Source organism: Ferrovibrio sp. (genome assembly GCF_002796975.1).
GTDB lineage: Bacteria > Pseudomonadota > Alphaproteobacteria > Ferrovibrionales > Ferrovibrionaceae > Ferrovibrio.
The window spans coordinates 63,851-86,412 of the sequence record NZ_PEKV01000012.1; the positions used below are offsets into that span (position 1 = coordinate 63,851).

A 22,562-nucleotide genomic window follows, 5' to 3' on the forward strand; every position below is an offset into this window, starting at 1 on the left:
CCGGTACTGTTCCCTCCCGTTCCGGTCCGCCCGGATCAGGACATCAGGTCGCTGCCGCGGAAGGCCCAGCCGGTCATGCGGCGTTCGAACCACACGGCGACCGCATACATCACCACGCCCATCACGGCGACGACGACCAGGCCGGCAAAGACCAGCGGCACATTATAGCTCGAAGAGGCCGACAGCATCAGGTATCCGATGCCCTCGTTGGAGGCGACCGTCTCCGCTATCACCGAGCCGACGAAAGCCAGCGTGATGGCTATCTTCAGCGAGGCGAACAGATAGGGCATGGCGCGCGGAAGTCCAATCTTGGTCAGGATTTCCGTCTTGCTGGCGCCCAGCGAGCGCAGCACGTCGCGCAGCTCAGGTTCGATGGTGGCCAGCCCGGTCGCCACATTCACCACGATGGGGAAGAAGGAGATCACGAAGGCGGTGATGATGGCGGGCACCGTACCGATGCCGAACCAGATCACCAGCACCGGCACCAGCGCCACTTTCGGGATCGAGTTGAAGCCGACCAGCACCGGATAGAGCCCGACATAGACCAGCCGCGAGGCGCCGATGAAGACGCCGAGCAGGCCGCCGCCGACGACGCCGAGCACGAAGCCGGCCGTCGTGGTGTACAGGGTCTGCAGCGAATGATGGGCGATCTGCGGCGCGAACTGCACCATGGTTTCGAAAACCAGGGTCGGCCGGGGCAGAATGAATTTCTCGATTCCGGTGACGATGCAGAGCAGTTCCCACAGGATGAACAGGCCGATGGTCACCAGCCAGGGCATCAGGCGGATCAGGGTTTTCTCGCTCATCATGATTCGCGCACCGAGTGAATATGTTCGCGCAGTTCATGCACGATCTCGCCGAAATGCGGCTCGAAGGTGGTGTCCAGCGTGCGCGGTCGCGGGACGTCGATTTCCTTCGACAGAATGATCTTGCCTGGACGCTTGCTCATCACGAAGACGCGGTCGGCCAGAAAAGTGGCTTCGCGCAGGTCGTGGGTGATCAGGATCGAGGTGAATTTCTTTTCCATCCACAGCGCCTGCATCACGCCCCAGAGTTCCTCGCGCGTGAAGGCATCCAGCGCGCCGAAAGGTTCGTCCAGCATCAGCAGGCGCGGATTGTGGATGATCGAGCGGCAGACATTGGCCCGCTGCTGCATGCCGCCTGACAACTGCCAGGGGAATTTGTCGGCGAAATCGGCCAGGCCGACGGTCTTGAGCAGGGCCATGGCCTGCTCGATATAGGCCTTCTTTTCCTTGCGCAGACGGCGCTTGTGCGGCTCGACGATCTCAAGCGGCAGCATCACGTTGTCCAGCGTGCTGCGCCAGGGCAGCAGCGTCGAATTCTGGAACGCCATGCCGACGCCCTGCACCGGGCCTTTCACTGGCTTGCCGCCGATGGTAATGCGGCCAGCCGTAGTATCCAGCAGCCCGGTGACCAGCTTCATCAGGGTGGACTTGCCGCAGCCGGACGGGCCGACCACGGCGACAAACTCGCCTTCCTGGATGTCGATATTCAGATCCTCGACGGCAAGGGTTTCTTCCTCGGCCTGCCGGTAGACCAGACTGACGCCGTCAATTTTTACGAAAGCGGGGCCCTGCATCACTGCGTCCCGCCGGCGGCGTTTTGGCCGCATCCTCTTGTCATCGCCCGCATGATGCGATCTTGTCCCCCTGCGAAATCCTGTCGGATTGCCGTGTGCTGACCGGCGCCCCGCTCTCAAGTGCGCCGCATATAAAAGGAATTGTAACCACGCGCCATGCAAAATTGTAGACAATTTTGCTCTGCCCGATTCGCGGGCAGTCGGAGCATTTCATGAGCGCCCCAGTTTCAAACGGCTCGCAGACCGAAGCTGTGGAAAACCATCGCGGCATCGGCCTGCGCATCAGCCTGCATTACGCGGCGCTGTTCCTGGTTCCCGGTGTCTATCTGCCGTTTTTCGCCGCCTGGCTCGAATCGCGCGGCCTGCATCCGACCGAAATCTCGATCATGCTGGCGGTCGGCATCCTGATGCGGCTGGTCGCCGGGCCCGCGGCTGCGCATGTCGTGGATCGCAGCGGCCGGCGCAAGCTGGCGATCCTGCTGCTCGTCTGGGTCAGCATCGCCAGTTTCGCACTGCTCGGCTGGGTGGAGGGCTTCTCGGTGATGCTGCTGGTCTGGATCGTGCATTCGGCCGCCTGGGCGCCGATCACGGCCTTCAGCGACAACATCGCCCTGCTGGCGGCAACCAGGCACCAGCTGAATTACGGCCGTATGAGATTGTGGGGCAGCGTCAGCTTTCTGCTTGCTGCCTATCTCTCCGGCCTGTGGCTCAAGGGCCGCGACGAGGAGTGGATCTTCATCCTGCTGCTGGCCGGCTATGCGGTGCTGGTCGGCGGCGCGCATCTGCTGCCCGATCTGCGCCTGCCGCTGGCCCATCCGCGTGTTGGGGCGCGCGCCGGTGCACCTGCCTTGCAGCTGCTGCGCCAGCGTCGCTTCCTGCTCTTCGTCGGCGCCACCGCCTGCCTGCAGGCCAGCCATGCCGCCTTCTACACCTTCGGCACGCTGCACTGGCGCAGCATGGGCCACAGCGACGCCGCGATCGGCTGGCTCTGGGCCGAAGGCGTGCTGGCCGAGATCGTGCTGTTCGCTTTCGCGCAGCAGATTCCGGCACGGCTCGGCGGCGCCGGGCTGCTGTTGATCGCTGCTGCAGGCGGCTTGCTGCGCTGGAGCATCACAGCCGGCGCCGAGGACTACACGCTGCTGGTGATCCTGCAGATCCTGCATGCCGCCACGTTCGGTGCAGCGCATCTCGGCGCCATGCGGCTGCTGGCCGAGGGCTGCGCGCCGGAAACTTCGGCCACCGCACAAAGCCTCTATGTTGCCGCCAACAGCACGATGCTGGCGCTGGCGACGATTGCCGTGGGCCCGATCTTCGCGGCCGGCGGCGGTGCGATCTACTGGGCGATGACGGTGCTGTCGCTCGGCGGCGGCATCTGCGCCGTCATGCTGTGGCGCCGGCGCGACCGGCTGCAGTTCAGCGCGTCATAGAAAAGCCGCCGCCGGTTGCCCGGCGGCGGCTTCCCGGCCTGCCTGTTCAGGCGGACTTTGTCGCCGTTGCCGGCAGCGGCAGGGCGCGGAACACCACCTTGGTACCGCTCATCAGTGCATTGGCTACCGCCGGCGCCACCGGGGGCGTGCCGGGTTCGCCGATGCCGGTCGGCTTTTCCTTCGACGGCACGATATGCACCTCCACCTTCGGCATTTCGTGGATGCGCAGCACTTCATAGTCGTGGAAGTTCGACTGTTCCACCGCACCGCCCCTGGCCAATGAGATGCCCGGCTTGATCGTGGCCGACAGGCCATAGCCGATGCCGCTCTCGACCTGGGCGCGGATGATGTTGGGGTTGATCGGCGTGCCACAATCCACGGCGGCGACGATCTTCTCCACTTTCCAGCTGCCATCGGGCTGCAGCGCCACCTCGGCCACTTCGGCAACGAAGGAGGCGAAGCTTTCATGCACGGCGATGCCGCGCACCCTGCCGGTCGGCAGCGGCTTGCCCCAGCCGGCCTTTTCGGCGGCCAGGTTCAGCACACCCAGATGCCGCGGATGTTTGGCCAGCAGCTTGCGGCGCAAAGCCACCGGATCCTGGCTGGTCGCATTGGCGATCTCGTCCAGGAAGACTTCCGTGGCAAAGGCTGTATGCGTGCTGCCCACCGACCGCCACCACAGCACCGGCACGCCGGTCTTCGTGGTGTGCAACTCGACGCTTATGTTCGGGATGGCATAGGGCAGGTTGGCGGCGCCCTCTACGGATGTGGCATCGATGCCGTCCTTGACCATGAACTGCTCAAACGCCGTGCCACCCATGATCGACTGGCCGACGATGCGATGCTGCCAGGCGATGATCTCGCCCTTGTCATTCACGCCGGCTTTCAACACGTGGTGATACATCGGACGGTAACGACCGCCCTGAATATCGTCCTCGCGCGTCCAGACCAGCCTTACCGGCGCCTTGCCATTAATGGCCTTGGCGATCTCGACGCCTTCCACGATGTAATCCGACTGCATCGTGGCGCGGCGGCCGAAACTGCCGCCGGCATAGAGTGTGTTGATCTTCACCTGCTCGGGCTTGAAGCCCAGCACATGGGCAGCATTGCCCTGGTCGACGGTCTGGAACTGGTCGCCGGCCCAGATTTCCACCTTTTCGGCATCCAGTTTCACCACGCAGTCGAGCGGCTCCATCGGCGCATGGGCCAGATACGGGAAGTCGTAGCTCGCCTCGATCACCTTCGCGGCCCTGGCAAAGGCGGCCTCGACATCGCCGTCCTTGCGTGCCGGCAGGCCGGGCGTCTTCGCCAGTTCCTTATATTCGGCCATGATCTCGTCGGTGCCGCGCTTCTCGGCCGCCGAGTCATCCCACTGGATATCCAGTGCCTCGCGGCCGAGCTTCGCGGCCCAGAAATTCTTGGCCACGACGGCGACGCCGTTGGAAATCTGCACCACGTCGACCACGCCGGGCACGGCTTTCGCCTTGCCAGCCTCGAAGCTTTTCACCTTGGCGCCGAACAGCGGTGCGCGCTGCAGCAATGCGGTGAGCTGGCCGGGCAGTTTCACGTCGATGGTATACTGCGCGGTGCCGTTGCTTTTGGCGCGGGCATCCAGACGCGGCACATCCTTGCCGATCAGCGTGAACTTCGCAGGATCCTTCAGCGGTGCGTCCGTCGGAGGCGTCAGAGTCGAGGCCTTCGCCGCGAGCTGGCCGAAGGTCGCCTTCTTGCCGCTGGCATGGCGCACCACGCCCTTGGAGACCGTGATCTCGCGGGCCGGCAGCTTCCACTGCTCGGCGGCGGCCTGCACCAGCATGGCGCGCGCCGTGGCGCCAGCCTTGCGCAGCTGGTCCCAGGAATTGGCCATCGCCGTGCTGCCGCCGGTGCCCTGCATGCCGAAGGCCAGATTGGCATAGAGTTTCACATCGGCCGGCGCCCCCTCGGTGCGCATCTGCTTCCAGTCGGCATCCAGTTCCTCGGCCACGATGGTGGCAAGGCCGGTATAGGTGCCCTGGCCCATCTCCAGATGCTTGGACAGCACAGTGACGGTGTTGTCCGGCGCGATACGGATGAAGGCATTCATCGCGGCGGGTGTGCCGGCCGCGGCCTTCTGCGCCATGGCGTTGCGCGGTGCCCAGTGGAAGCCGACAACGAGGCCAAGCGAGGCAGCGCCAGCGCCCTGTAAAAAGCGGCGACGCGACGCGGTGATCTGAATTTTGCTCTGGTCGGTCATGATCAGGCCCTCACGCTCTTGGCGGCATCGTGGATGGCGGCGCGGATGCGCACGTAAGTGGCGCAGCGGCAGATATTGCCCTGCATCGCTTCGTCGATCTCGGCATCCGACGGCTTCTTGTTGTCATTCAGCAGGGCCACGGCCGACATGATCTGGCCCGACTGGCAATAGCCGCATTGCGCCACTTCATGCTTGACCCAGGCGGCTTGCACGGCCTGGGCCACCTTGCCGCCCAGCCCTTCGATGGTCGTTACCTTCTGGCCTTCGATGGCCGAGAGCGGCGTGGAGCAGGCGCGCACCGGTTCGCCCTCCACATGCATGGTGCAGGCGCCGCACTGGGCCGCGCCGCAGCCGAATTTGCTGCCGGTCAGTCCGATCTCGTCGCGTACGGCCCAGAGCAGCGGCATGTCGGGATCGACATCCAGGCTGACGGGCTTGCCGTTCAGGATGAATTTGATAGCCATGATGATCCTCCACTGAAGCTAGGAAGCTTTGGGGCTGTGAAGACGAAAAGACGGATCGCCCCTCCGTTACCGGAAGGCGTCCACGGAAATTGATGAAAAATCGTCGGGGGCATTCGGGCGGCCCCTGCTGGTTAACGCGGTCAGTATACCTCATGCAGGCGAATGCCCGCCTCGGATTCTTTTCGACGATGTGTGACTGCTGTCAGCAATCGGCATGACGGCCGGCGGAAAACTGTGGCCTTGCCGGTCGTCATGCGATTATCTGTCTGCATCGCGCGATCATATAAAGACCTGCATTCGAACGGCAATAAGGCACTTATGGCACCCGATAGGCACCCGGCGGAAACCATGAAAAGCGATGTAAACGATGTAAAGGAGCGTTCGCAGCAGCTGGCGCCGGAGGCTTGCGCACAGGCCTGCGTGGTCAGCAAGGAAGCCGAGGATCTCGTGCGCGACCTGCTGGTGCGCTTTGGCGACAAATGGAGCATGCGGGTGATGGACGAGCTCTACGAGCGCGGCGCGCTACGCTTTACGCGGCTGCGCGACTGCCTGGCCGGCGTCAGCCAGAAGATGCTGACCCAAACGCTCCGCCAGCTGGAACGCGACGGCGTGGTGGGGCGCCGCGTCTATGCCGAAGTTCCGCCGCGCGTGGATTACGAACTCACGCCGCTCGGCATCGAACTGGCCGAAGCGCTCTGCGGCGTCTGGGAATGGGCGATGCGCCATGAATCGCGCGTTGCGACCGCCCGCGCCGCCTATGATGCGCAGGCCGGCACCAGGGCCGGCCGCACCGAGCAATAGATATCAGCCAGCCATGGCATAAGTGTCGCATCCGCTGTCATTGGCCGGCAGCGGATACATCGCCACCAGGATGCGGTCGACGGTAACGCCATCCTCGCTCAACGGCAGCAGCATCTTGCCCATGTCCGTATAGATCGCGCTGTTGGGCGAATTGTCGTGCAGGTAATGTACCGGCATGCCACGCGTCACACAGTCGCGATAATAAGGCGTGGTATCTTCGATGCCGCTGCAAACCTCGTCGACATAGCGTCCGGTGATACCGTGGCCGCGATAGCTGTCGAGCTGGGTGCCGGAAAGAGCGACGCGGAAACGCATGTCACGCATATCGCGTTCCACCGCGATGATGGCAAGATTGCCGAGCCAGGGGCGCAGTTCCTCCGGCGTGAAATCGCTGCGCCGGGGCAGGGCGCGACCGCCGCGTTTCATATGCCAAAAGGCTTCGAGCGACCGCAATTCTTCCGGGCATGACATGACGCATCACTCCCTTTGTCGGTCGCCGGCCTGCGGGGATATGCAGGCCGGCGACGTGAAAGATGAACGCGAGACGAAGTGNNGGTCGAAACGGACCTGTGCCGGCGGTCACAGTTTGCTCTAGACTGCCGGCCATCAGCCGGAACGGTCAGCGGGAGGACGCACCATGATGGCGCTTGATGATATGGTCGATACCTATTGCGCGGCCTGGAATGCAGCGGATGCGGCCGAACGCAACCGCCTGCTACGCGTGGCCTGGACAGCCGACTGCCGCTACAGCGACCCGATGGTGCAGGATCTCGACCGCACGGCGCTGGTGGCGCATATCGGTGTACTGCTCGACCGGTTTCCCGGCAGCACGATCCGCCGCACAACTGCAGTCGACAGTCACCATGGCTGGCTGCGCTTCGGCTTCATGCGGCTGGCCGCCGATGGCAGTATGATGCGCGAGGGTGTCGATGTCTGCCAGCTCGGCGAGGGCAGCCGGCTGCAACGCGTCACCGGTTTCTTCGGCGCACTGCAGGCTCTCTAGGCAAAGAAAAACCCGCCGCATCGCTGCGGCGGGTTCGATCCGTGTGACTGGGCGAAAGCTCAGTCCTTGGCGCGTTCCATATAGGTGGCGCCTTCCTGGATGTTGATCACGATGCGCACGCCCGACGAGACATGCGGCGGCACCATGACGCGCTGGCCGTTCTCAACGATGGCCGGCTTGTAGGACGACGACGCGGTCTGGCCCTTCACGGTCGGCTCGGTCTCGGTGATGGCCATGATCACGGTCTGCGGCAGGGTGACCGACACCGGTTTGCCGTCATACAGCGCGATCTCGACTTCCATGCCTTCCTGCAGCCAGACGGCCTGCTCGCCGACCACGTCGCCCGACACGGCAACCTGCTCGTAGTTCTCCTTGTCCATGAAGGTGTACATATCGCCTTCGGCGAACAGGAAGCTGAACTCGCGGGTGTCGATGAAGACGCGTTCGACGCTTTCGGTGGTGCGGTAGCGTTCGGTGGTCTTGATGCCGCTGCTCAGGTCACGCAGGTCGAGCTGCATCACCGGGGTGCCTTTGCCGGGCTGGATGTTCTGCGCGGTGATCACGGCGAGCAGCTTGCCATTGATCTCGACCACGTTGCCCTTGCGGAGCTGGTTGGCGTTTACCTTGGGCATGGACTTGTATCTCCAAACGAATAGCGGGCCCTTCGTCATCCGGACCCGCTTGCGAAAAAACCGCGCGGAAACTATCAGGTTGGGATTGCCTTCTCAACCCGAGTCGGCGCGGAAAGTACCGCAAATGACAGCTTCTGGACGATCCGGCCCTACGCCCTGGTGGCATCCCGAGCTTTATGCCCGCCGCCGCCCCAACCTGATGCTGCGCCAGGCCGCACTGGCCGCGCTGCGCTCGGGCTTTGCCGGACTCGGATTCGTCGAGGTGGAAACCCCGGCCCTGCAGGTCTCGCCCGGACTGGAGCCGCATCTGAAGGCCTTTGCCACCGAGCTGGAAAACCCGGATGGCAGCACCCGGCCGCTCTACCTGCATACCTCGCCGGAATTCGCCATGAAGAAGCTGCTGGTGGCCGGCGAGCAACGGCTGTTCCAGTTTGCGCCGGTGTTCCGCAACGGCGAGCGGGCGGCGACGCATCATCCGGCTTTCCTGATGCTGGAATGGTATCGCGCCGGCGCGGACTACCGCCGCATCATGCAGGATTGCGAGACCCTGCTGCGCGGCATTGCAGCAGCGACCGGCAAATCCGTCCTGACCTGGCAGCGCCCCAATAAAGAGACAATGCGCGCTGACGTGATGCAGCCCTGGCAGTATCTGACCGTGCATGAAGCCTTCGAGCGGTTTGCCGGCCTTGATCTCGCCGCCTGCATCGGCACCGAGCCTCTCTCGCCAGATCTCGCCGCCATGCGTGCGGCCTGCGCCGGCATTGGCGTCCGCGTGACGGATGGCGACAGCTGGGACGATCTCTATTTCCGCGTCGCGCTGGACAAGGTCGAACCCCATCTCGGGATCGGTGCCCCCTGCATCCTGCATGACTATCCGATCCACCAGGCCGCACTCAGCCGGCCAAAAAAAGACGCGCCGCATCTGGCCGAGCGCTTCGAGCTTTATGCCTGCGGTGTGGAACTGGCGAATGCCTTTTCCGAACTGACCGATGCCAACGAACAACGCCGCCGCTTCGCGGCCGATATGACGCTGAAGCGGCAGCTGTACGGCTACGACTATCCGATCGACGAGGATTTTCTGGCGGCGCTGCAGCATGGCCTGCCGGATTGCGCCGGCATCGCTCTCGGCGTCGATCGCCTGATCATGCTGCTGGCCGGTGCGTCGCGCATCGAGGAGGTTTTGTGGCTTCCCGTATCAGAATAGCGACCCTCAGTCTCCTGCTGTTGACGGCGGCCTGCGCGCCGCGTCGCGAGCTGCCGCCGCAGGTGCCGCCGCCGGTCCCGACCCAGCCGCAGGCCAGTTCGCAGTGGATCGGCCGCGACGTGATCCAGGCGGCCTGCCTGAACGACCTGCAGGCCACCGGCGCGAAATTCGAGCTGATCGCGCAGGCCGAACCGGGCAAGGACGGCTGTACGCTGCAGAATGGTGTGCGGTTGATTGCAACCTCAGTGGAACTGGTGCGCCCGGTCGAACTGACCTGTCCGATGGCGCTGCGCCTGATGCAGTTCGAGAAGGAGATTCTGGTGCCGGATGCGCAGCGGATTTTCGGCCAGCCGCTCGGCCAGATCAATCATGCCGGCGGTTTTACCTGCAAGCGCATGACTGGCAATTCCAGTCGCATCAGCGAGCATGGCCATGGCCGCGCCCTCGATATCTGGGGTTTTTTCCTGCGTGACGGCACGCGCATTTCGGTCGACCGGCATTTCCGCGCCCGCGGCAAGGAAGGCGAGTATCTGCGCGAAGTGAATCGCGCCGCCTGCCGCTATTTCTCGGTCGTGCTCGGCCCCAATGCCGATGCGGCGCATGCCAAGAGCTTCCACTGGGATATCGGCCAATGGAAACGCTGCGGGGCGTAGGTTGTTGCAGCGAACTGTCAGCAGCGTGACGTGACGGATAACGTTCCCATTTGGGCTGATCCTTCGCCGCGCTACACTGACAGCATGACCCTGCCGCCGCGCTCTGCCGCCGATACCGCCGCCCGTGAGGCCTGGGCGGCGTCTTCACTGCGCTTTCTCTATCTCGATCTCAACAGCTTCTTCGCCAGCGTCGAGCAGCAGGACAATCCGGATTTGCGCAACCGGCCGGTTATCGTCGTGCCGGTGATGAGCGACACGACCTCTGCGATCGCAGCCTCGATCGAGGCGAAACAGTTCGGCATCAAGACCGGCACGCCGGTCTGGGAGGCGAAGCAGAAATGTCCCGGCATCGGCATCGTCAATGCGCGGCATGACCGCTACGTGGAAGTCCACGAACTGATCAAGCAGGAGATCGACAATCATATTCCGGTCTTCAAGACCTGGTCGATCGACGAAGTCTCCTGCGAGCTGATGGGGCCGCAGCGGCTGAAGACCAATGCGATCGAACTGGCCGGGCGTATCCGCGCCGGCCTGCACGCCAACAAAGACCTGGGCGAGTGCATGCGCTGCTCGATCGGCATCGCGCCCAACCAGTTTCTCGCCAAGCTGGCGTCTGACATGCAGAAGCCTGACGGGCTGACGGTGATCGAGCAGCATGAATTGCCGGCCCGCCTCCTGCCGCTGAAACTGCGCGACCTGCCCGGTATCGGCCCCAACATGGAAAAGCGCCTGAACGACGCCGGGATCGGCAGCATCGCCGAACTCTGGGCCATCGAGGCCGAGGATGCCCGCCGCATCTGGGGCAGCAAGGAAGGTCCGGCCTTCATCCAGCGCATGCGCGGCATCGGCGATTATGAGCAGACCAATGCCACGCGCAGCATCAGCCACGAACATGTCTTGCCGCCCCAGCACCGTGACGAGGAATCCGCCCGGCTGATCGCGCGTCGGCTCGGCGTGAAGGGCGGCGCACGGCTGCGGCGCATGGGTTTCGTCGCGGGCAATCTCGGCCTCAAGGTGCGCTTTGATGACGATCAGCGCTGGTCGGCCGAATTCCGCCTGACCCAGACGCAGGATAATTTTGTCATCCTCGACGGTATCGACCGGCTGTGGACGCAGATGCTGCGGGAAACCGGGGCGGGCAAACGTAACTGGCGCGGCCGGTTCATGAAGGTCGGCATGTGGCTCACGCAACTGACGCCGAAGGATGATGTGACACTGGACCTTTTCGGGGGTGCCTCCGGTCTGGACAATGACGATGCGGCAGCTGCGGCCAGGCGCGAGAAGCTGTGGAGCGCGATGGACGCGCTGAACCAGAAATACAAGAAGAAGGACACGGTTCAGATTGGCGCTCTGCCGAAGCACAAATCCGATTTCATGGGCGCCAAGATCGCGTTCAACCGTATTCCGCAGAAGGAGGAGTTCAACGAATAGCTGACCGCTCTATACGCGCCGGCGTTGTTGCGCATGCTGGTTTCGGCGCTGGCCCTGTGATCCTTTTTCCACAGGGCAACTTTTCGCAGTCGCTTCCTGTTGCAACCGCGATCAAGCAACAAGGAGGCTTCCCATGGCTCTGCTTTCACCTGCAAAACGAATGTTGTCGGTCGCGGATTTCGGCGCCATCGGCGACGGTGTGGCCGATGATACCGCCGCCCTGCAGGCCGCGCTCGACCGGGTTTCGACCAACGGCGGTACCTTCGTCGATATTCCGCCGGGCACGTATAAAGTGACCTCCACCCTGAACATTGCCTTCTCCCAGGATTCGGCAGCGCATGTCGGCATTCTCTCACATGGCGCCATCCTGAGTTCGGCAATCACCGATGGCTCGCCGGTGCTGCAGGTGGTCAGCAATGCGGTCGTGCGCTTCTTTCTGATCGAGGGACTGCAGATCAGGGGGAATGGCGAGGAAGGCCATGGCCTTGTGCTGCGGGCCGACAACCAGGCGGTGTTTCTTTACAATATCTGCCTGCGCGATGTGTTCATCGAGGGCTGTGGCGGCGACGGCTGCCAGCTGCTCGGCAATGTTTTCGAGTCGCAGGTCGACAACTGCTTTTTCCGCCAGAACCAGAACGGACTGGTGATGGGCAACTCGCCGGCCGGCGGTGTACTTTCGGCCATCCATCTCTATGGCTGCGTCCTCGGCCAGAATCGTGAAACCGGCTGCCTGCTGGTCAACGATGCCACCGATGCCGGTTTCCACGGCTGCTACTTCCTCGAAAACGGCACCTGGGGCGCCAACTGCCCGAACGGCTTCACGCTGATGTCGAACTGCGGTTTCGAGAATAACTGGATGTCGGCGGGCAGCTTTTCGGCAGGCAATGCCGGCGTTGCCTTCCAGAATTTCGGCAACATGCTCGCCTGCAGTGCCACTTCGCGGCATTACCAGACGCATCTGGTGAACGGCTATGTCACCAGCATCTTCTCGATGACCGGCTGCTTCCGCTCCGGCGTCGAGACCGCCGGCAATATGCACCTGAGCAATCTCAGCGGCACGCCGGGCGGGCGCGCCAGCATCATCAGCTGCAACGGTGAACGCGATTACCGCGACGGCTTTGAGGCTCGTACCACGGAAATCGCCAGCCGGCCTTAAACCGAAACGAAAACAGGAAGATAGTGCGAATATCGCTGACGGCCTGCAGTCTTGGGCCGCCAGCGGCTTCAGGCGCCATTGCGTTTTGCCGCTTGACGATGCTGCCTGCACGCCGTATCACCGCTGCCAACCCCGATCCGGGGTGTCGTGGTGATTTGGAGCCGACCGGCTTGCGGACCACGTTAAACAATCCGCTAAAGAGGTCGGGTGGTTGTTCAAACCCCGGGCCTCGTGGCACGGGGTTTTTTTGTTGCCCTGCTGCCACGGGGAATCGGGCCCGCACATGCGGATCGAAGAGGCAGGGCACATGAGCAAGAACGAGAGCGAGAAATCCTGGCGGCTGGCGACGCAGATGGTACGCGGTGCCACTCTGCGCAGCAATTTCGGCGAAACCTCCGAGGCAATCTTCATGACCTCGGGTTTCTGCTACGACAGCGCGGAAGCCGCCGAGGCGCGTTTCAAGAACGAATTGCCGGGCTTCATCTACAGCCGTTTCAGCAATCCCACCGTCGAGATGTTCGAGCAGCGCATGACGCTGCTGGAAGGCGCCGAAGATGCACGCGCCACGGCCAGCGGCATGGCGGCGGTGAACGCGGCGCTGATGTGCCAGCTCAAGGCCGGCGACGAAGTGGTCTGCGCGCAGGCGGTATTCGGTTCGATCCGCTACATCGTGGAAGACCTGCTGCCGCGCTTCGGCGTGAAGTCGCAGCTGGTCGATGGCACCGATCTGTCGGCCTGGGAACGTGCGGTCACGCCGAAGACCCGCATCGTTTTCCTGGAGACGCCGTCGAACCCGACGCTGGATGTCATCGATCTGCCGGCGGTGGCTGCCATCGCCCACAAGCATGGCGCCCGGGTGGTGGTCGACAACGTTTTCGCCACGCCGGTGCTGCAGAAGCCGCTGCAGCTCGGCGCCGATATCGTGGTGTATTCCGCCACCAAACATATCGACGGCCAGGGCCGCTGCCTGGGCGGCGTGATCCTCGGCTCGAAGGATTTCATTAACAACGAACTGACCCCCTATCTGCGCCATACTGGCCCGGCGCTGAGCCCGTTCAATGCCTGGGTCATGCTCAAGGGACTCGAAACCCTGGAATTGCGGGTCACCCGGATGACCGAGTCGGCCGCCCGGATCGCCGATGCCCTGGCCGGCCATCCCGGCCTGGCGGCGCCGACCAATGTGCCGGCGCTGCTCTATCCCGGCCGCCCGGATCACCCCCAGGCCGCCCTGGTCCGCCGGCAGATGGCGGGCGGCGGCAACATGATTGCCTTCCGGCCCAAGGGCGTGAAGGCCGGCACCTTCCGGCTGCTCAACGCCCTGAAATTGGTGGATATCTCGAATAATCTGGGCGATTCCAAGAGCCTGATCACCCATCCGGCCACGACCACGCACCAGAGGTTGAGTGCCGAGGAACGTGCCCGGCTGGGTATCACGGACGATCTGGTCCGCCTCTCGGTCGGCCTGGAAGACCCTCAGGATCTGATCGAGGACATCAGTCATGCGCTTGAAAAAGCGGGCTGATCCGGTGTTGCCAATATGCCACAGCCAGGCATTATCGCTTGGTAACCCGGGATCAAGGCGTGCGGTGGACGTTCGGTCATGGGTATATTGCCCCCGGTTGAGGCGTGCGATGCCGCGGGGCGCGGCTGAAGATTTCTTGTCCTGAGGAGATTCCCATGAATATTCGTGTCGCTCTGCTGACTGCTGCCGCTGCTGCGGCCCTGGTGTCGGCCTCGGCATCGGCCCAGCAGCAGGGGCCCTATGTCGGCGCCGGCCTCGGTGCGACCTGGCTCGATGAAGCCGATGTGAAGGGCACCCCGTCGGGCAAGTTCGATTTCGACACCGGCTACGCCGGTTTGCTGAAGGGCGGTTACGCCTTCGGCAACGGCTGGCGCGCTGAAGGCGAATTCGGCGTCCGCGAATGGGGTGCCGATGGCGCCGGCAGCGGTGACCTGCGCGCCTACAACATCTTCGCCAACGCGCTCTATGATTTCATGCCCAACAGCAATTGGAGCCCCTACCTGGGCGCCGGTGCCGGTGTGGTGCGCTATGCTTCGGATGGCCTCGCCTTCGGCGGCGTGACCAGCAACGACCAGAGCAATACCTGGGGCGTGCAGGGTATCGCCGGCCTGTGGTACGCGCTGAACGACAACTGGCTGCTCTCGGCTGACTATCGCTACATGTACACGGGCGATGCCAAGCTGGACACCAGCGGCGCTGCCACCATCGAGCCGGACAATCAGATCCACACCGTGATGCTCGGCATCACCTATCGCTTCGGCGCTCCGGCCAAGCCGATGCCGGTCGCCACTCCGGTTGCCGCTCCGGCTCCGGCGCCTGCCCCGGCTGCGGCACCTGCCCCGGCTCCGCGTGCGCCTGAGACCTACATCGTGTTCTTCGCCTTCGACAAGTCGGACATCAGCCCGGTTGCGTCGCAGGTGCTTGATCGCGCTGTGGCCGACTTCCGCGCCACCGGTTCGACCAACGTGCGGATCGAAGGTAACGCCGACCGCTCGGGCGGCAATGCCTACAACCAGCGCCTGTCGCAGCGCCGCGCCGACTCGGTCGCCGCCTACCTGCGCAGCAAGGGCATCGGTGCCGGCGCCATCCAGACGACCGCCAACGGCGAAGAGAAGCCGCGCGTGCCGACTGCCGACGGCGTCCGCAACGACGAGAACCGCAACGCGCAGATCTTCCTGCGCAAGTAAGCGACGCGTAAACCTGATTGCGGCACGGCCGCCCCTCACGGGGCGGCCGTTGCTTTTTGAGCCTCGCCCTGACTGTGCCGGCCGCTTGGCTGGACATTCCGGCCCTGACTCCTAATATCGTCGGCAGGGCAATGGCCGGGGTGAAAGCCATGACCAGCATGAGCATGTACAGCAAGAAGACCCACGATATTTCGGTCACCGTGCAGCCGGTCTATCTCGACGAGCAGTCCTCGCCGGACGAGAATTATTTCGTCTGGGCCTACAACGTGAAGATCGAGAATAGCGGCGCCGGTACCGTGCAGCTGCGCAGCCGCTACTGGAAGATCACCGATGCGCGCGGCCGGGTGCAGGAAGTACGCGGGCCTGGCGTGGTCGGTGAACAGCCGGTGCTGGGGCCGGGCGACAGTTTCGAATATACCAGCGGTACGCCGCTGCCCACCTCGTCGGGCTTCATGGTCGGCGCCTATCAGATGGTGAACGAGGCCGGCGAACAGTTCGATGTGGCAATCCCGGCCTTCTCGCTCGACAGTCCGCACGAAGCCCGCCGCCTGAACTGACCGCCCCTAATACTGTTTCGAAATCGGGGCTGCGCTATATCAGGCCGGCCCACCAGAAGGATTTCCCGGAGGAAGTTGCCGTGAGTGATGCAAACAAGATCCAGCGGCCGAGTCGCGCCGAAGCCGAAGAGGCGGTGCGCACGCTGATCCGCTGGGCCGGCGACGATCCAACCCGCGAAGGCCTGCGCGGCACGCCCGATCGCGTGGTGCGCTCCTACAACGAGTTCTTCGCCGGCTACGAGGAAGATCCCGTCGCCATGCTGGAACGTACCTTCGAGGAGATCGAGGGTTATGACGAGATGGTGGTGCTGCGCGACATCCGCATGGAAAGCCATTGCGAGCATCACATGGTGCCGATCATCGGCAAGGCGCATGTCGCTTATCTGCCTGGCAAGCGCGTGGTCGGCATCTCCAAGCTGGCCCGCGTGGTCGAGGTCTATGCCAAGCGACTGCAGATCCAGGAAAAGCTGACGGCCCAGGTCGCCAACACGCTGCAGGAGGTGCTGCAGCCGCGCGGCGTCGCCGTGGTGATGGAGGCCGGACACCAGTGCATGACCACGCGCGGCGTGCACAAGCATGGCGTCACCATGGTGACCAGCCGCATGCTGGGTGCCTTCCGCGATGATCCGCGCACCCGCCACGAATTCCTCACCATGATCGCCAGCAGCGGTGGCGCCCGCGGGCTGGACGACTGAACCAATCATTGGTGAATCATTCGCTGTTGCCAACTCTTCGTTGACGGCCGCAGCCAGCAGCCCTAAACCGGAAACATGACATCTCCTAGCCAGGCCTCGCTCGACTGGATCGCCCGGCTGGTCGGTTTCGACACCACCAGCAGGCTCTCCAACCTCAACCTGATCGACGACATCGCTGCCTATCTCAAGCAGCATGGCGTGGAGTCGGAGAAAATCTTCGACGCCACCGGCAAGAAGGCGAATCTCTACGCAACGATAGGCCCGAAGGACGTCGGTGGCATCGTGCTATCGGGCCATACCGACGTCGTGCCGGTCGATGGCCAGCCCTGGACCAGCGATCCTTTCAAGATCGTGCAACGTGGCGAGCGGCTGTTCGGCCGCGGCACGTCGGACATGAAGAGCTTTATCGCGCTCTGCCTGGCATTGCTGCCGGAAATGCTGGAAAAGCCGCTCAGCGTGCCGCTGCATTTCGCGTTTTCGTATGACGAGGAAGTCGGCTGCATCGGCGTGCATGGCATTGTCGAATTCATCAATCGCGGCGGTCCGATGCCGAAACTCGCCATCATCGGTGAGCCGACCGACATGCAGGTGGTGAACGCGCATAAGAGCGTCTGCGCCTGCAACACTACGGTGCGCGGCTTCGAGGCGCATTCCTCGGCCATCCATCAGGGTGTCAATGCGATCCAGATGGCGGCCGAACTGATCGCCGAGATGAACCGCATCCAGGTCGAATACCAGCAGCCGCAGCATCGCGACGAACGTTTCGAGCCGCCCTTCACCACGATCACGGTGGGCGAGATCCATGGCGGCACGGCGCGCAACATCCTCGCGCGGGAATGCAAGGTGGTGTGGGATATCCGCAGCGTGAAACCCGAGCATGACACCGTCATCCTTGATCGCGTGAAGCGCTATGCGGCGGAAGAGCTGGAGCCGCGGATGAAGAAAATCCGCCCTGAGACCGGCATCGATACCGAGATGGTCGCTTTCGCGCCGGGATTGATGCCAGCAGACCGCAATCCGGCCGAAACGCTAGCGCTGAAGCTGGCGGGCCAGAACCAGACCCATGCGGTGTCTTACGGCACCGAAGCCGGCATTTTCCAGATCGGCGGCGTGCCGGCCGTGGTCTGCGGTCCGGGAAATATCCGCGAGGCGCACAAGCCGGACGAATATATCGAGATCAGCCAGGTGGCCGAGGGCGAAGCTTTCCTGCGTCGTCTGATCGCCTTTTGCCGCGACCCCGGCAGCCGCTCATTCCTGGAGCAGGCGGCGTAACGCCTGACGGTGTTTCGCAGCGAGGTCTTCGCTGCGGATATGGCGGCCATTCTCCACAACGTGATGCCCGGCGACATAGACGTCGCGGATGGCCGAACGCGTCTGGTGCGAGAAGATCCAGGCATCCAGCGCCATGTCGCCCCGGCGGCCGGCCAGCGACGGCGCATCTGAATCGAGCAACACGAAATCGGCGCGATGGCCCGGTGCGATGGCGCCCATCGGCTGGCCCAGTGCCTGCGCACCGCCCTTCAGCGCGGCCTCGAACAACCGCCGTCCGGTCGAACGCTCCGGCCCGCCGGCCAGTACGGTACGACTGCGGCGGATGAGGCGCTGGCCGTATTCCAGCAGGCGCAGGTCTTCGGCCACCGAGACGCTGATATGGCTGTCCGAGCCAATGCCGATGCGACCACTCGCTGCCATGTAATCGACGGCCGGGAAAATGCCGTCGCCCAGGTTTGCTTCGGTGGTGGGGCAGAGGCCGGCGACAGCATTCGATGCGGCCAGTCGTTGCGTCTCCTCGGCATCCAGATGCGTGGCATGCACCAGGCACCAACGCTTGTTGACGATGCCCTGGTCGAGCAGCCACTGCACGGGGCGTTTGCCGCTCCAGGCCATGCAATCGTCCACTTCCGCCGTCTGTTCGGCGATATGGATATGGATCGGTGCTGCGCTGTCGATGGCATCCAGCGCCGCGATGCCGTCACGCAGCAGTTCGGGCGTGACGGCGCGCAGACTGTGCGGCGCCATGCCGAGCCGGCGATCGCTGCGGTTCTGCAGTTGCGGCGTCAGCGCCTGTAACAGGCGGGCGTAAGCCTCGGCATCATGCAGGAAGCGGCGTTGGCGTTCCTGCGGCTCCTTCGCGCCGAAACCGCCGTAACGATACAGCACCGGCAGATGGGTCAGGCCTATTCCAGCGGTATCGGCCGCCGCGAGGATACGCCGGCTGAGTTCGGCCGGATCGGCATAAGGCGTGCCGCCGGGCTGGTGATGCAGGTAATGGAATTCGGCCACCGCCGTGAAGCCGGCCTCCAGCATCTCGGCATAGAGCTGCCCGGCAATCGCCTCGACATCTTCCGGCGTCAGCCTGGATGCGAAGCGGTACATGGTTTCGCGCCAGGTCCAGAAACTGTCCCCCGCCGCCGGCCCGCTGCGTTCGGCCAGACCGGCCATGGCGCGCTGGAAGGCATGGCTGTGCAGGTTGGGCATGCCGGGCAGGACGGGACCATCCAGCAGGGTGGCGGTCGCATCGCTGTTCTGCGGCGTCGCCTTGGTGATCAGGCCGGCCGCATCCACGCTGACCAGCACGTCGTCGTGCCAGCCGTCCGGTAGCAGGGCGTGGCGCAACAGGAAGCGGCGCATGACGGGGTCTCCCAACTTGTATATATAAGTTGGCAGAAACTGCCGCTTTCCGAAAGGTGCAAGAGGCACCATCAACGAGGTCCCAAAAAAGAGGCCAGTGTGTCGAAGACCACCCGCGCAACCCTGTTCCTGAAGCAGAAAGGCGCCCAGTTCACCGTGCACAGCTACGACTACGACCCGGATGCCGACAAAGTCGGTATCCAGGCCGCCGAAGCGCTGGGCGAGCGTCCCGACCGGGTGCTGAAGACTCTGATGGCGCTGGTCGACGGCAAGCCGGTCTGCGTGGTGGTGCCGTCCGACCGCGAAGTCTCGATGAAAAAGCTGGCGGCTGTGTTCGGCGGCAAATCGGCACAGATGATGAAGCCCGCCGATGCCGAGCGCGCGACCGGCTATGTCGTCGGCGGTATCAGTCCGTTCGGCCAGAAGAAAGCCGCGCCCACCGCTGTCGAGGCAGCCGCACTGACGCATGATCTCGTCTACCTGAATGGCGGCCAGCGCGGCCTTCAGGTACGGCTCAAACCCTCCGATATCGCCAGCCTGCTGAATGCGAAGGTGGCGCCTTTGGTCAGCGACGAGTAGCCTGCGGATATGACCAACACCTGGGACAGCGTCTGGCGCGGCGCCGATCTTGCCACCATGCAGGCGGGCAGCGCAGACGGTTTCGGCACGATTTACGGCGGCGCGCTGGCGGTGAAGGACGGCCGCATCAGTTGGATCGGGCCGGCTGCGGATCTGCCGAAAGACGGCATCGGGCGTGACACCGCCGTGCATGATGCCGGCGGTGGCTGGATCACGCCCAGCCTGATCGACTGCCACACGCATCTGGTCTATGGCGGCGACCGCGCCCATGAATTCGAGCTGCGGCTGAGCGGTGCGTCTTACGAAGAGATTGCCCGCGCCGGCGGCGGCATCCGCTCGACGGTGACGGCCACGCGCAGTGCCAGCGAAGACGAGCTGCTGACGCAGAGCGAGAAACGACTGAAACCCCTGCTGGCCGAAGGCGTCGCCACGCTGGAGATCAAGTCGGGCTACGGCCTCGATCTCGACAATGAGTTGAAGGCGCTGCGCGTCGCGCGCCGGTTGGGCGAAAAATACCCGGTCCGCATCTGTACGACGTTGCTGGCAGCGCATGCCCTGCCGCCGGAATATGCCGGCAATGCCGATGGCTATATCGATCTGGTCTGCAACGAGATCATTCCGGCTGCGAAAGCCGCCGGTCTGGCCGACGCGGTGGATGCCTTCTGCGAAAACATCGGCTTCACGCCGGAACAGACGCGGCGCGTGTTCGAGGCGGCGCACAAACACGGCCTGCCGGTGAAACTGCATGCCGAGCAACTCAGCAACCTGAATGGTGCGGCACTGGCTGCCAGTTTCAACGCGCTGTCGGCCGATCACCTGGAATATCTGGATGAGGCGGGTGCGCAGGCAATGGCGAAGGCCGGCACGGTGGCAGTGCTGCTGCCCGGCGCCTTCTATGTGCTGCGCGAGACGAAGCTGCCGCCGGTCGACCTGCTGCGCCGATACCATGTCCCGATGGCGATCTCGACCGACTGCAACCCCGGCACCTCGCCGGTCACCTCGCTGCTGCTGATGCTCTCGATGGCCTGTACTTTGTTCCGGCTGACCCCGGCCGAGGCGCTGGCCGGAGCAACCCGCGAGGCTGCCCGGGCGCTGGGTCTGGCGGGCGAGACAGGAACATTGGAAGTTGGGAAAACCGCCGATTTCACCCTCTGGGGCATCGCCCGGCCGGCTTCGCTGGCCTACCAGGTGGGCTTAAATCCGCTGCGCCAGGCGGTGTTCCGGGGCCGGCCGCTACCCGGTCGGCCCTGAGTCGCGGCCAGGCATTAACAACAAAAGTCACGTTGCGCTGGAACGGAACAGGCCTATATCCTGTTTATAGCGCGGCAACGCGCCGGGTGCGCCATGGCGAAAGGTGACACATGAACGATTGGCTCTATGTGATGGGTGGTGGCATCGCCCTGCTGTGGCTGGGCGCATGGCTGCTGTTGCATCTGGGCAATTTCGAGCAGCGCATCAGCCAGATGCGCATGGGCCTCGAAGTCCGCATGGGCGCCATCGAGAAGCAGTTCACCGCCTATAACAAGTTTTTCGCCGACAACGAGCGCAGCGCGCAGCTCACCTATGTCGAACTGGGCGACATCAAGAGCGACATCAGCGACCTGAAGAACCAGCTGGATGAAGTGAAGCGTGCCATCAACGTGATGGAAGTCGCGGTCAACGATCTCAAGCTGCGTACCAATAACCCGCGCAATCTGCGCGTCATTTAGCGCTTTAAATCTTACAGATCTGGCCAGAGCAGCCGCAGGTCGGCGACGATCTCGTCGACCATGGCGGCAAGCAGCGCTTCGCCTTTCTCGGCGGTGGCGGCTGTCGCGTTGCCGGTCGTGCCGCTGCGGTTCAGCACGCCACCTTCGCGCTCTTCCGGCGTGAAACGCAGCGGGCGACGTAAGGAGAGCAGGCGCGGCTCGTCTGTGCCATCGGGCGGCATGCCTTCTTCATCATCCGCATCCGCAGCCATTTCCTGCAGCCGGTCGAGCCGCACCAGTGCCGGCTGGATCGCCAGCAGCAGCGAGGTGTCGCGCTCATCCAGATCATCGACACTGGCCGAGCGGCTGCCCAGCCCCAGACTGCCAAGACGGGGCAGGTCGGCCGTGGCGATGCGCACCCCGTGATGATGCAGGATGTCCTGCGCCACCAGTTTCAGCGGCGCTTCGGTGGCGATGCCGTTGTTCAGCAGCAGGATGCGCTCGGCACCGTGGCGCAGATAGCCCTCCACCACTTCAGCCACCAGCGCCTGGAAGGTATTGGCTTCGAGATGCTGGCTGCCCGGATAATCCATGAAGGCCGGCTGGAAGCCCTGTGCGATACAGGGCGCGACCAGCACGGGGAGGCTGGCCAGCAGGCGTTCGGCCACCACCTCGGCGACCAGCCGGTCGGTACCCAGCGGCAGATGCGGGCCATGGGCGCGGCTGGCCGAGGCGACCGGGATCACCACGGGCAGGCCGTCGCCGAGCAGGTTGGCGGCGTCCACCCAGGTCAGGTCGGCCAGGCGGAAGCCGGAGCGAGGATGCGAGGAGGCAGTCACGAGCGGATAACGCAAAGTCCCGTTGGTTGGTTGCAGCCAGCCTAACACGGGCTGCGGCAGGCTGGCCAAGTCTTGTGATTGAGGGGCCTTGTAGAGGCGCGGCGGGCAGCCTATGACAGCCCCATGTCCCGTCGCCCCCCTTCCAGGCCGTCCGGCAAAGCTCCCGGTAGAGCTTCCGGCAAGGCCCCCGGAAAACCCTCCGGCCGCCCCTCTGCTGGCAAGGCCGCCGCTCGCTCGCCTGATCGCTCCGGCGGCAAGCC

General features: G+C 63.9%; 23 protein-coding genes and 1 riboswitch. Of the genes, 15 read left to right on the forward strand and 8 right to left on the reverse strand.

The window, feature by feature from the left end:
- Window positions 1-35 precede the first annotated feature (35 nt).
- Together CTR53_RS13640 and CTR53_RS13645 are read right to left on the reverse strand one after the other, a co-directional pair.
- Window positions 36-809 carry an ABC transporter permease gene (locus CTR53_RS13640; RefSeq protein ID WP_290814303.1) on the reverse strand — a complete coding sequence of 258 codons (774 nt, stop codon included), beginning with the start codon at window positions 807-809 and terminating at the stop codon, window positions 36-38.
- Window positions 806-1,600, reverse strand: coding sequence for an ABC transporter ATP-binding protein (locus tag CTR53_RS13645; protein ID WP_290814305.1), 795 nt, complete (start codon window positions 1,598-1,600; stop codon window positions 806-808). The genes CTR53_RS13640 and CTR53_RS13645 overlap by 4 nt, the downstream gene beginning before the upstream one ends.
- Before the next feature lie 212 nt (window positions 1,601-1,812).
- Between CTR53_RS13645 and CTR53_RS13650 the strand changes: the two genes are divergently transcribed.
- Window positions 1,813-3,027 carry an MFS transporter gene (locus tag CTR53_RS13650; RefSeq protein WP_290814307.1) on the forward strand — a complete coding sequence of 405 codons (1,215 nt, stop codon included), beginning with the start codon at window positions 1,813-1,815 and terminating at the stop codon, window positions 3,025-3,027.
- Between the two features lie 46 nt (window positions 3,028-3,073).
- On the opposite strand, the gene CTR53_RS13655 is transcribed toward CTR53_RS13650, so the two are convergent.
- Both CTR53_RS13655 and CTR53_RS13660 read right to left on the reverse strand, forming a co-directional pair.
- Window positions 3,074-5,260, reverse strand: coding sequence for a xanthine dehydrogenase family protein molybdopterin-binding subunit (locus tag CTR53_RS13655; protein WP_290814309.1), 2,187 nt, complete (start codon window positions 5,258-5,260; stop codon window positions 3,074-3,076).
- Window positions 5,261-5,262: 2 nt separating this feature from the next.
- Window positions 5,263-5,724, reverse strand: coding sequence for a (2Fe-2S)-binding protein (locus tag CTR53_RS13660; protein WP_290814312.1), 462 nt, complete (start codon window positions 5,722-5,724; stop codon window positions 5,263-5,265).
- A gap of 348 nt (window positions 5,725-6,072) precedes the next feature.
- Between CTR53_RS13660 and CTR53_RS13665 the strand changes: the two genes are divergently transcribed.
- A complete protein-coding gene (locus CTR53_RS13665; RefSeq protein ID WP_290814315.1) occupies window positions 6,073-6,525 on the forward strand; it encodes a helix-turn-helix domain-containing protein in 453 nt (150 codons plus the stop codon).
- A gap of 3 nt (window positions 6,526-6,528) precedes the next feature.
- Here CTR53_RS13665 and CTR53_RS13670 read toward each other — a convergent pair whose 3' ends face one another.
- Window positions 6,529-6,996: a PAS domain-containing protein gene (locus tag CTR53_RS13670; protein ID WP_290814318.1), complete on the reverse strand. Its 468-nt coding sequence runs from the start codon at window positions 6,994-6,996 to the stop codon at window positions 6,529-6,531.
- Between the two features lie 166 nt (window positions 6,997-7,162).
- Between CTR53_RS13670 and CTR53_RS13675 the strand changes: the two genes are divergently transcribed.
- Window positions 7,163-7,528 (forward strand): hypothetical protein, encoded by a 366-nt coding sequence (locus tag CTR53_RS13675; RefSeq protein ID WP_290814321.1) that lies wholly within the window; start codon window positions 7,163-7,165, stop codon window positions 7,526-7,528.
- 59 nt (window positions 7,529-7,587) lie between these two features.
- On the opposite strand, the gene efp is transcribed toward CTR53_RS13675, so the two are convergent.
- On the reverse strand, window positions 7,588-8,160 hold the full coding sequence (efp, locus tag CTR53_RS13680) for an elongation factor P (protein ID WP_290814324.1): 573 nt from the start codon (window positions 8,158-8,160) through the stop codon (window positions 7,588-7,590).
- A gap of 124 nt (window positions 8,161-8,284) precedes the next feature.
- Here efp and epmA point away from each other — a divergent pair, with 124 nt between their 5' ends.
- The 9 genes from epmA (at window position 8,285) to argE (ending at window position 17,837) form a co-directional block, all read left to right on the forward strand.
- A complete protein-coding gene (epmA, locus tag CTR53_RS13685) occupies window positions 8,285-9,364 on the forward strand; it encodes an EF-P lysine aminoacylase EpmA (RefSeq protein ID WP_290814327.1) in 1,080 nt (359 codons plus the stop codon).
- Window positions 9,343-10,017 (forward strand): extensin family protein, encoded by a 675-nt coding sequence (locus CTR53_RS13690; RefSeq protein WP_290814330.1) that lies wholly within the window; start codon window positions 9,343-9,345, stop codon window positions 10,015-10,017. Before epmA ends, CTR53_RS13690 begins: the two co-directional genes overlap by 22 nt.
- Before the next feature lie 30 nt (window positions 10,018-10,047).
- The gene (locus CTR53_RS13695) at window positions 10,048-11,448 is read left to right on the forward strand and encodes a hypothetical protein (protein WP_290814333.1); all 1,401 of its coding nucleotides are present in this window, start codon (window positions 10,048-10,050) and stop codon (window positions 11,446-11,448) included.
- Window positions 11,449-11,581: 133 nt separating this feature from the next.
- Window positions 11,582-12,604 carry a glycosyl hydrolase family 28-related protein gene (locus CTR53_RS13700; RefSeq protein ID WP_290814336.1) on the forward strand — a complete coding sequence of 341 codons (1,023 nt, stop codon included), beginning with the start codon at window positions 11,582-11,584 and terminating at the stop codon, window positions 12,602-12,604.
- A 137-nt stretch (window positions 12,605-12,741) separates the two neighbouring features.
- Window positions 12,742-12,823, forward strand: a riboswitch (SAM riboswitch).
- A gap of 88 nt (window positions 12,824-12,911) precedes the next feature.
- Window positions 12,912-14,126, forward strand: coding sequence for an O-succinylhomoserine sulfhydrylase (gene metZ, locus CTR53_RS13705; RefSeq protein ID WP_290814339.1), 1,215 nt, complete (start codon window positions 12,912-12,914; stop codon window positions 14,124-14,126).
- Window positions 14,127-14,281: 155 nt separating this feature from the next.
- On the forward strand, window positions 14,282-15,313 hold the full coding sequence (locus CTR53_RS13710) for an OmpW family outer membrane protein (RefSeq protein ID WP_290814341.1): 1,032 nt from the start codon (window positions 14,282-14,284) through the stop codon (window positions 15,311-15,313).
- Between the two features lie 164 nt (window positions 15,314-15,477).
- A complete protein-coding gene (gene apaG, locus CTR53_RS13715) occupies window positions 15,478-15,870 on the forward strand; it encodes a Co2+/Mg2+ efflux protein ApaG (RefSeq protein ID WP_290815199.1) in 393 nt (130 codons plus the stop codon).
- Window positions 15,871-15,950: 80 nt separating this feature from the next.
- A complete protein-coding gene (folE, locus tag CTR53_RS13720; protein WP_290814344.1) occupies window positions 15,951-16,565 on the forward strand; it encodes a GTP cyclohydrolase I FolE in 615 nt (204 codons plus the stop codon).
- Window positions 16,566-16,640: 75 nt separating this feature from the next.
- Entirely contained in the window at window positions 16,641-17,837 is a 1,197-nt protein-coding gene (gene argE / locus CTR53_RS13725; protein WP_290814347.1) for an acetylornithine deacetylase, read from the forward strand.
- Here the strand turns inward: argE and CTR53_RS13730 are convergent.
- Window positions 17,814-19,196: a formimidoylglutamate deiminase gene (locus CTR53_RS13730; RefSeq protein ID WP_290814350.1), complete on the reverse strand. Its 1,383-nt coding sequence runs from the start codon at window positions 19,194-19,196 to the stop codon at window positions 17,814-17,816. The two genes, argE and CTR53_RS13730, sit on opposite strands and share 24 nt — an antisense overlap.
- A gap of 99 nt (window positions 19,197-19,295) precedes the next feature.
- Here CTR53_RS13730 and ybaK point away from each other — a divergent pair, with 99 nt between their 5' ends.
- The 3 genes from ybaK (at window position 19,296) to CTR53_RS13745 (ending at window position 21,484) form a co-directional block, all read left to right on the forward strand.
- On the forward strand, window positions 19,296-19,775 hold the full coding sequence (gene ybaK, locus CTR53_RS13735; protein WP_290814353.1) for a Cys-tRNA(Pro) deacylase: 480 nt from the start codon (window positions 19,296-19,298) through the stop codon (window positions 19,773-19,775).
- 9 nt (window positions 19,776-19,784) lie between these two features.
- The gene (gene hutI, locus CTR53_RS13740) at window positions 19,785-21,026 is read left to right on the forward strand and encodes an imidazolonepropionase (protein ID WP_290814356.1); all 1,242 of its coding nucleotides are present in this window, start codon (window positions 19,785-19,787) and stop codon (window positions 21,024-21,026) included.
- Between the two features lie 110 nt (window positions 21,027-21,136).
- Window positions 21,137-21,484, forward strand: coding sequence for a hypothetical protein (locus CTR53_RS13745; protein ID WP_290814359.1), 348 nt, complete (start codon window positions 21,137-21,139; stop codon window positions 21,482-21,484).
- Window positions 21,485-21,495: 11 nt separating this feature from the next.
- Here CTR53_RS13745 and CTR53_RS13750 read toward each other — a convergent pair whose 3' ends face one another.
- Complete coding sequence (locus tag CTR53_RS13750; RefSeq protein ID WP_290814362.1) at window positions 21,496-22,302, reverse strand: creatininase family protein; 807 nt, start codon at window positions 22,300-22,302, stop codon at window positions 21,496-21,498.
- Window positions 22,303-22,562: the final 260 nt, after the last annotated feature.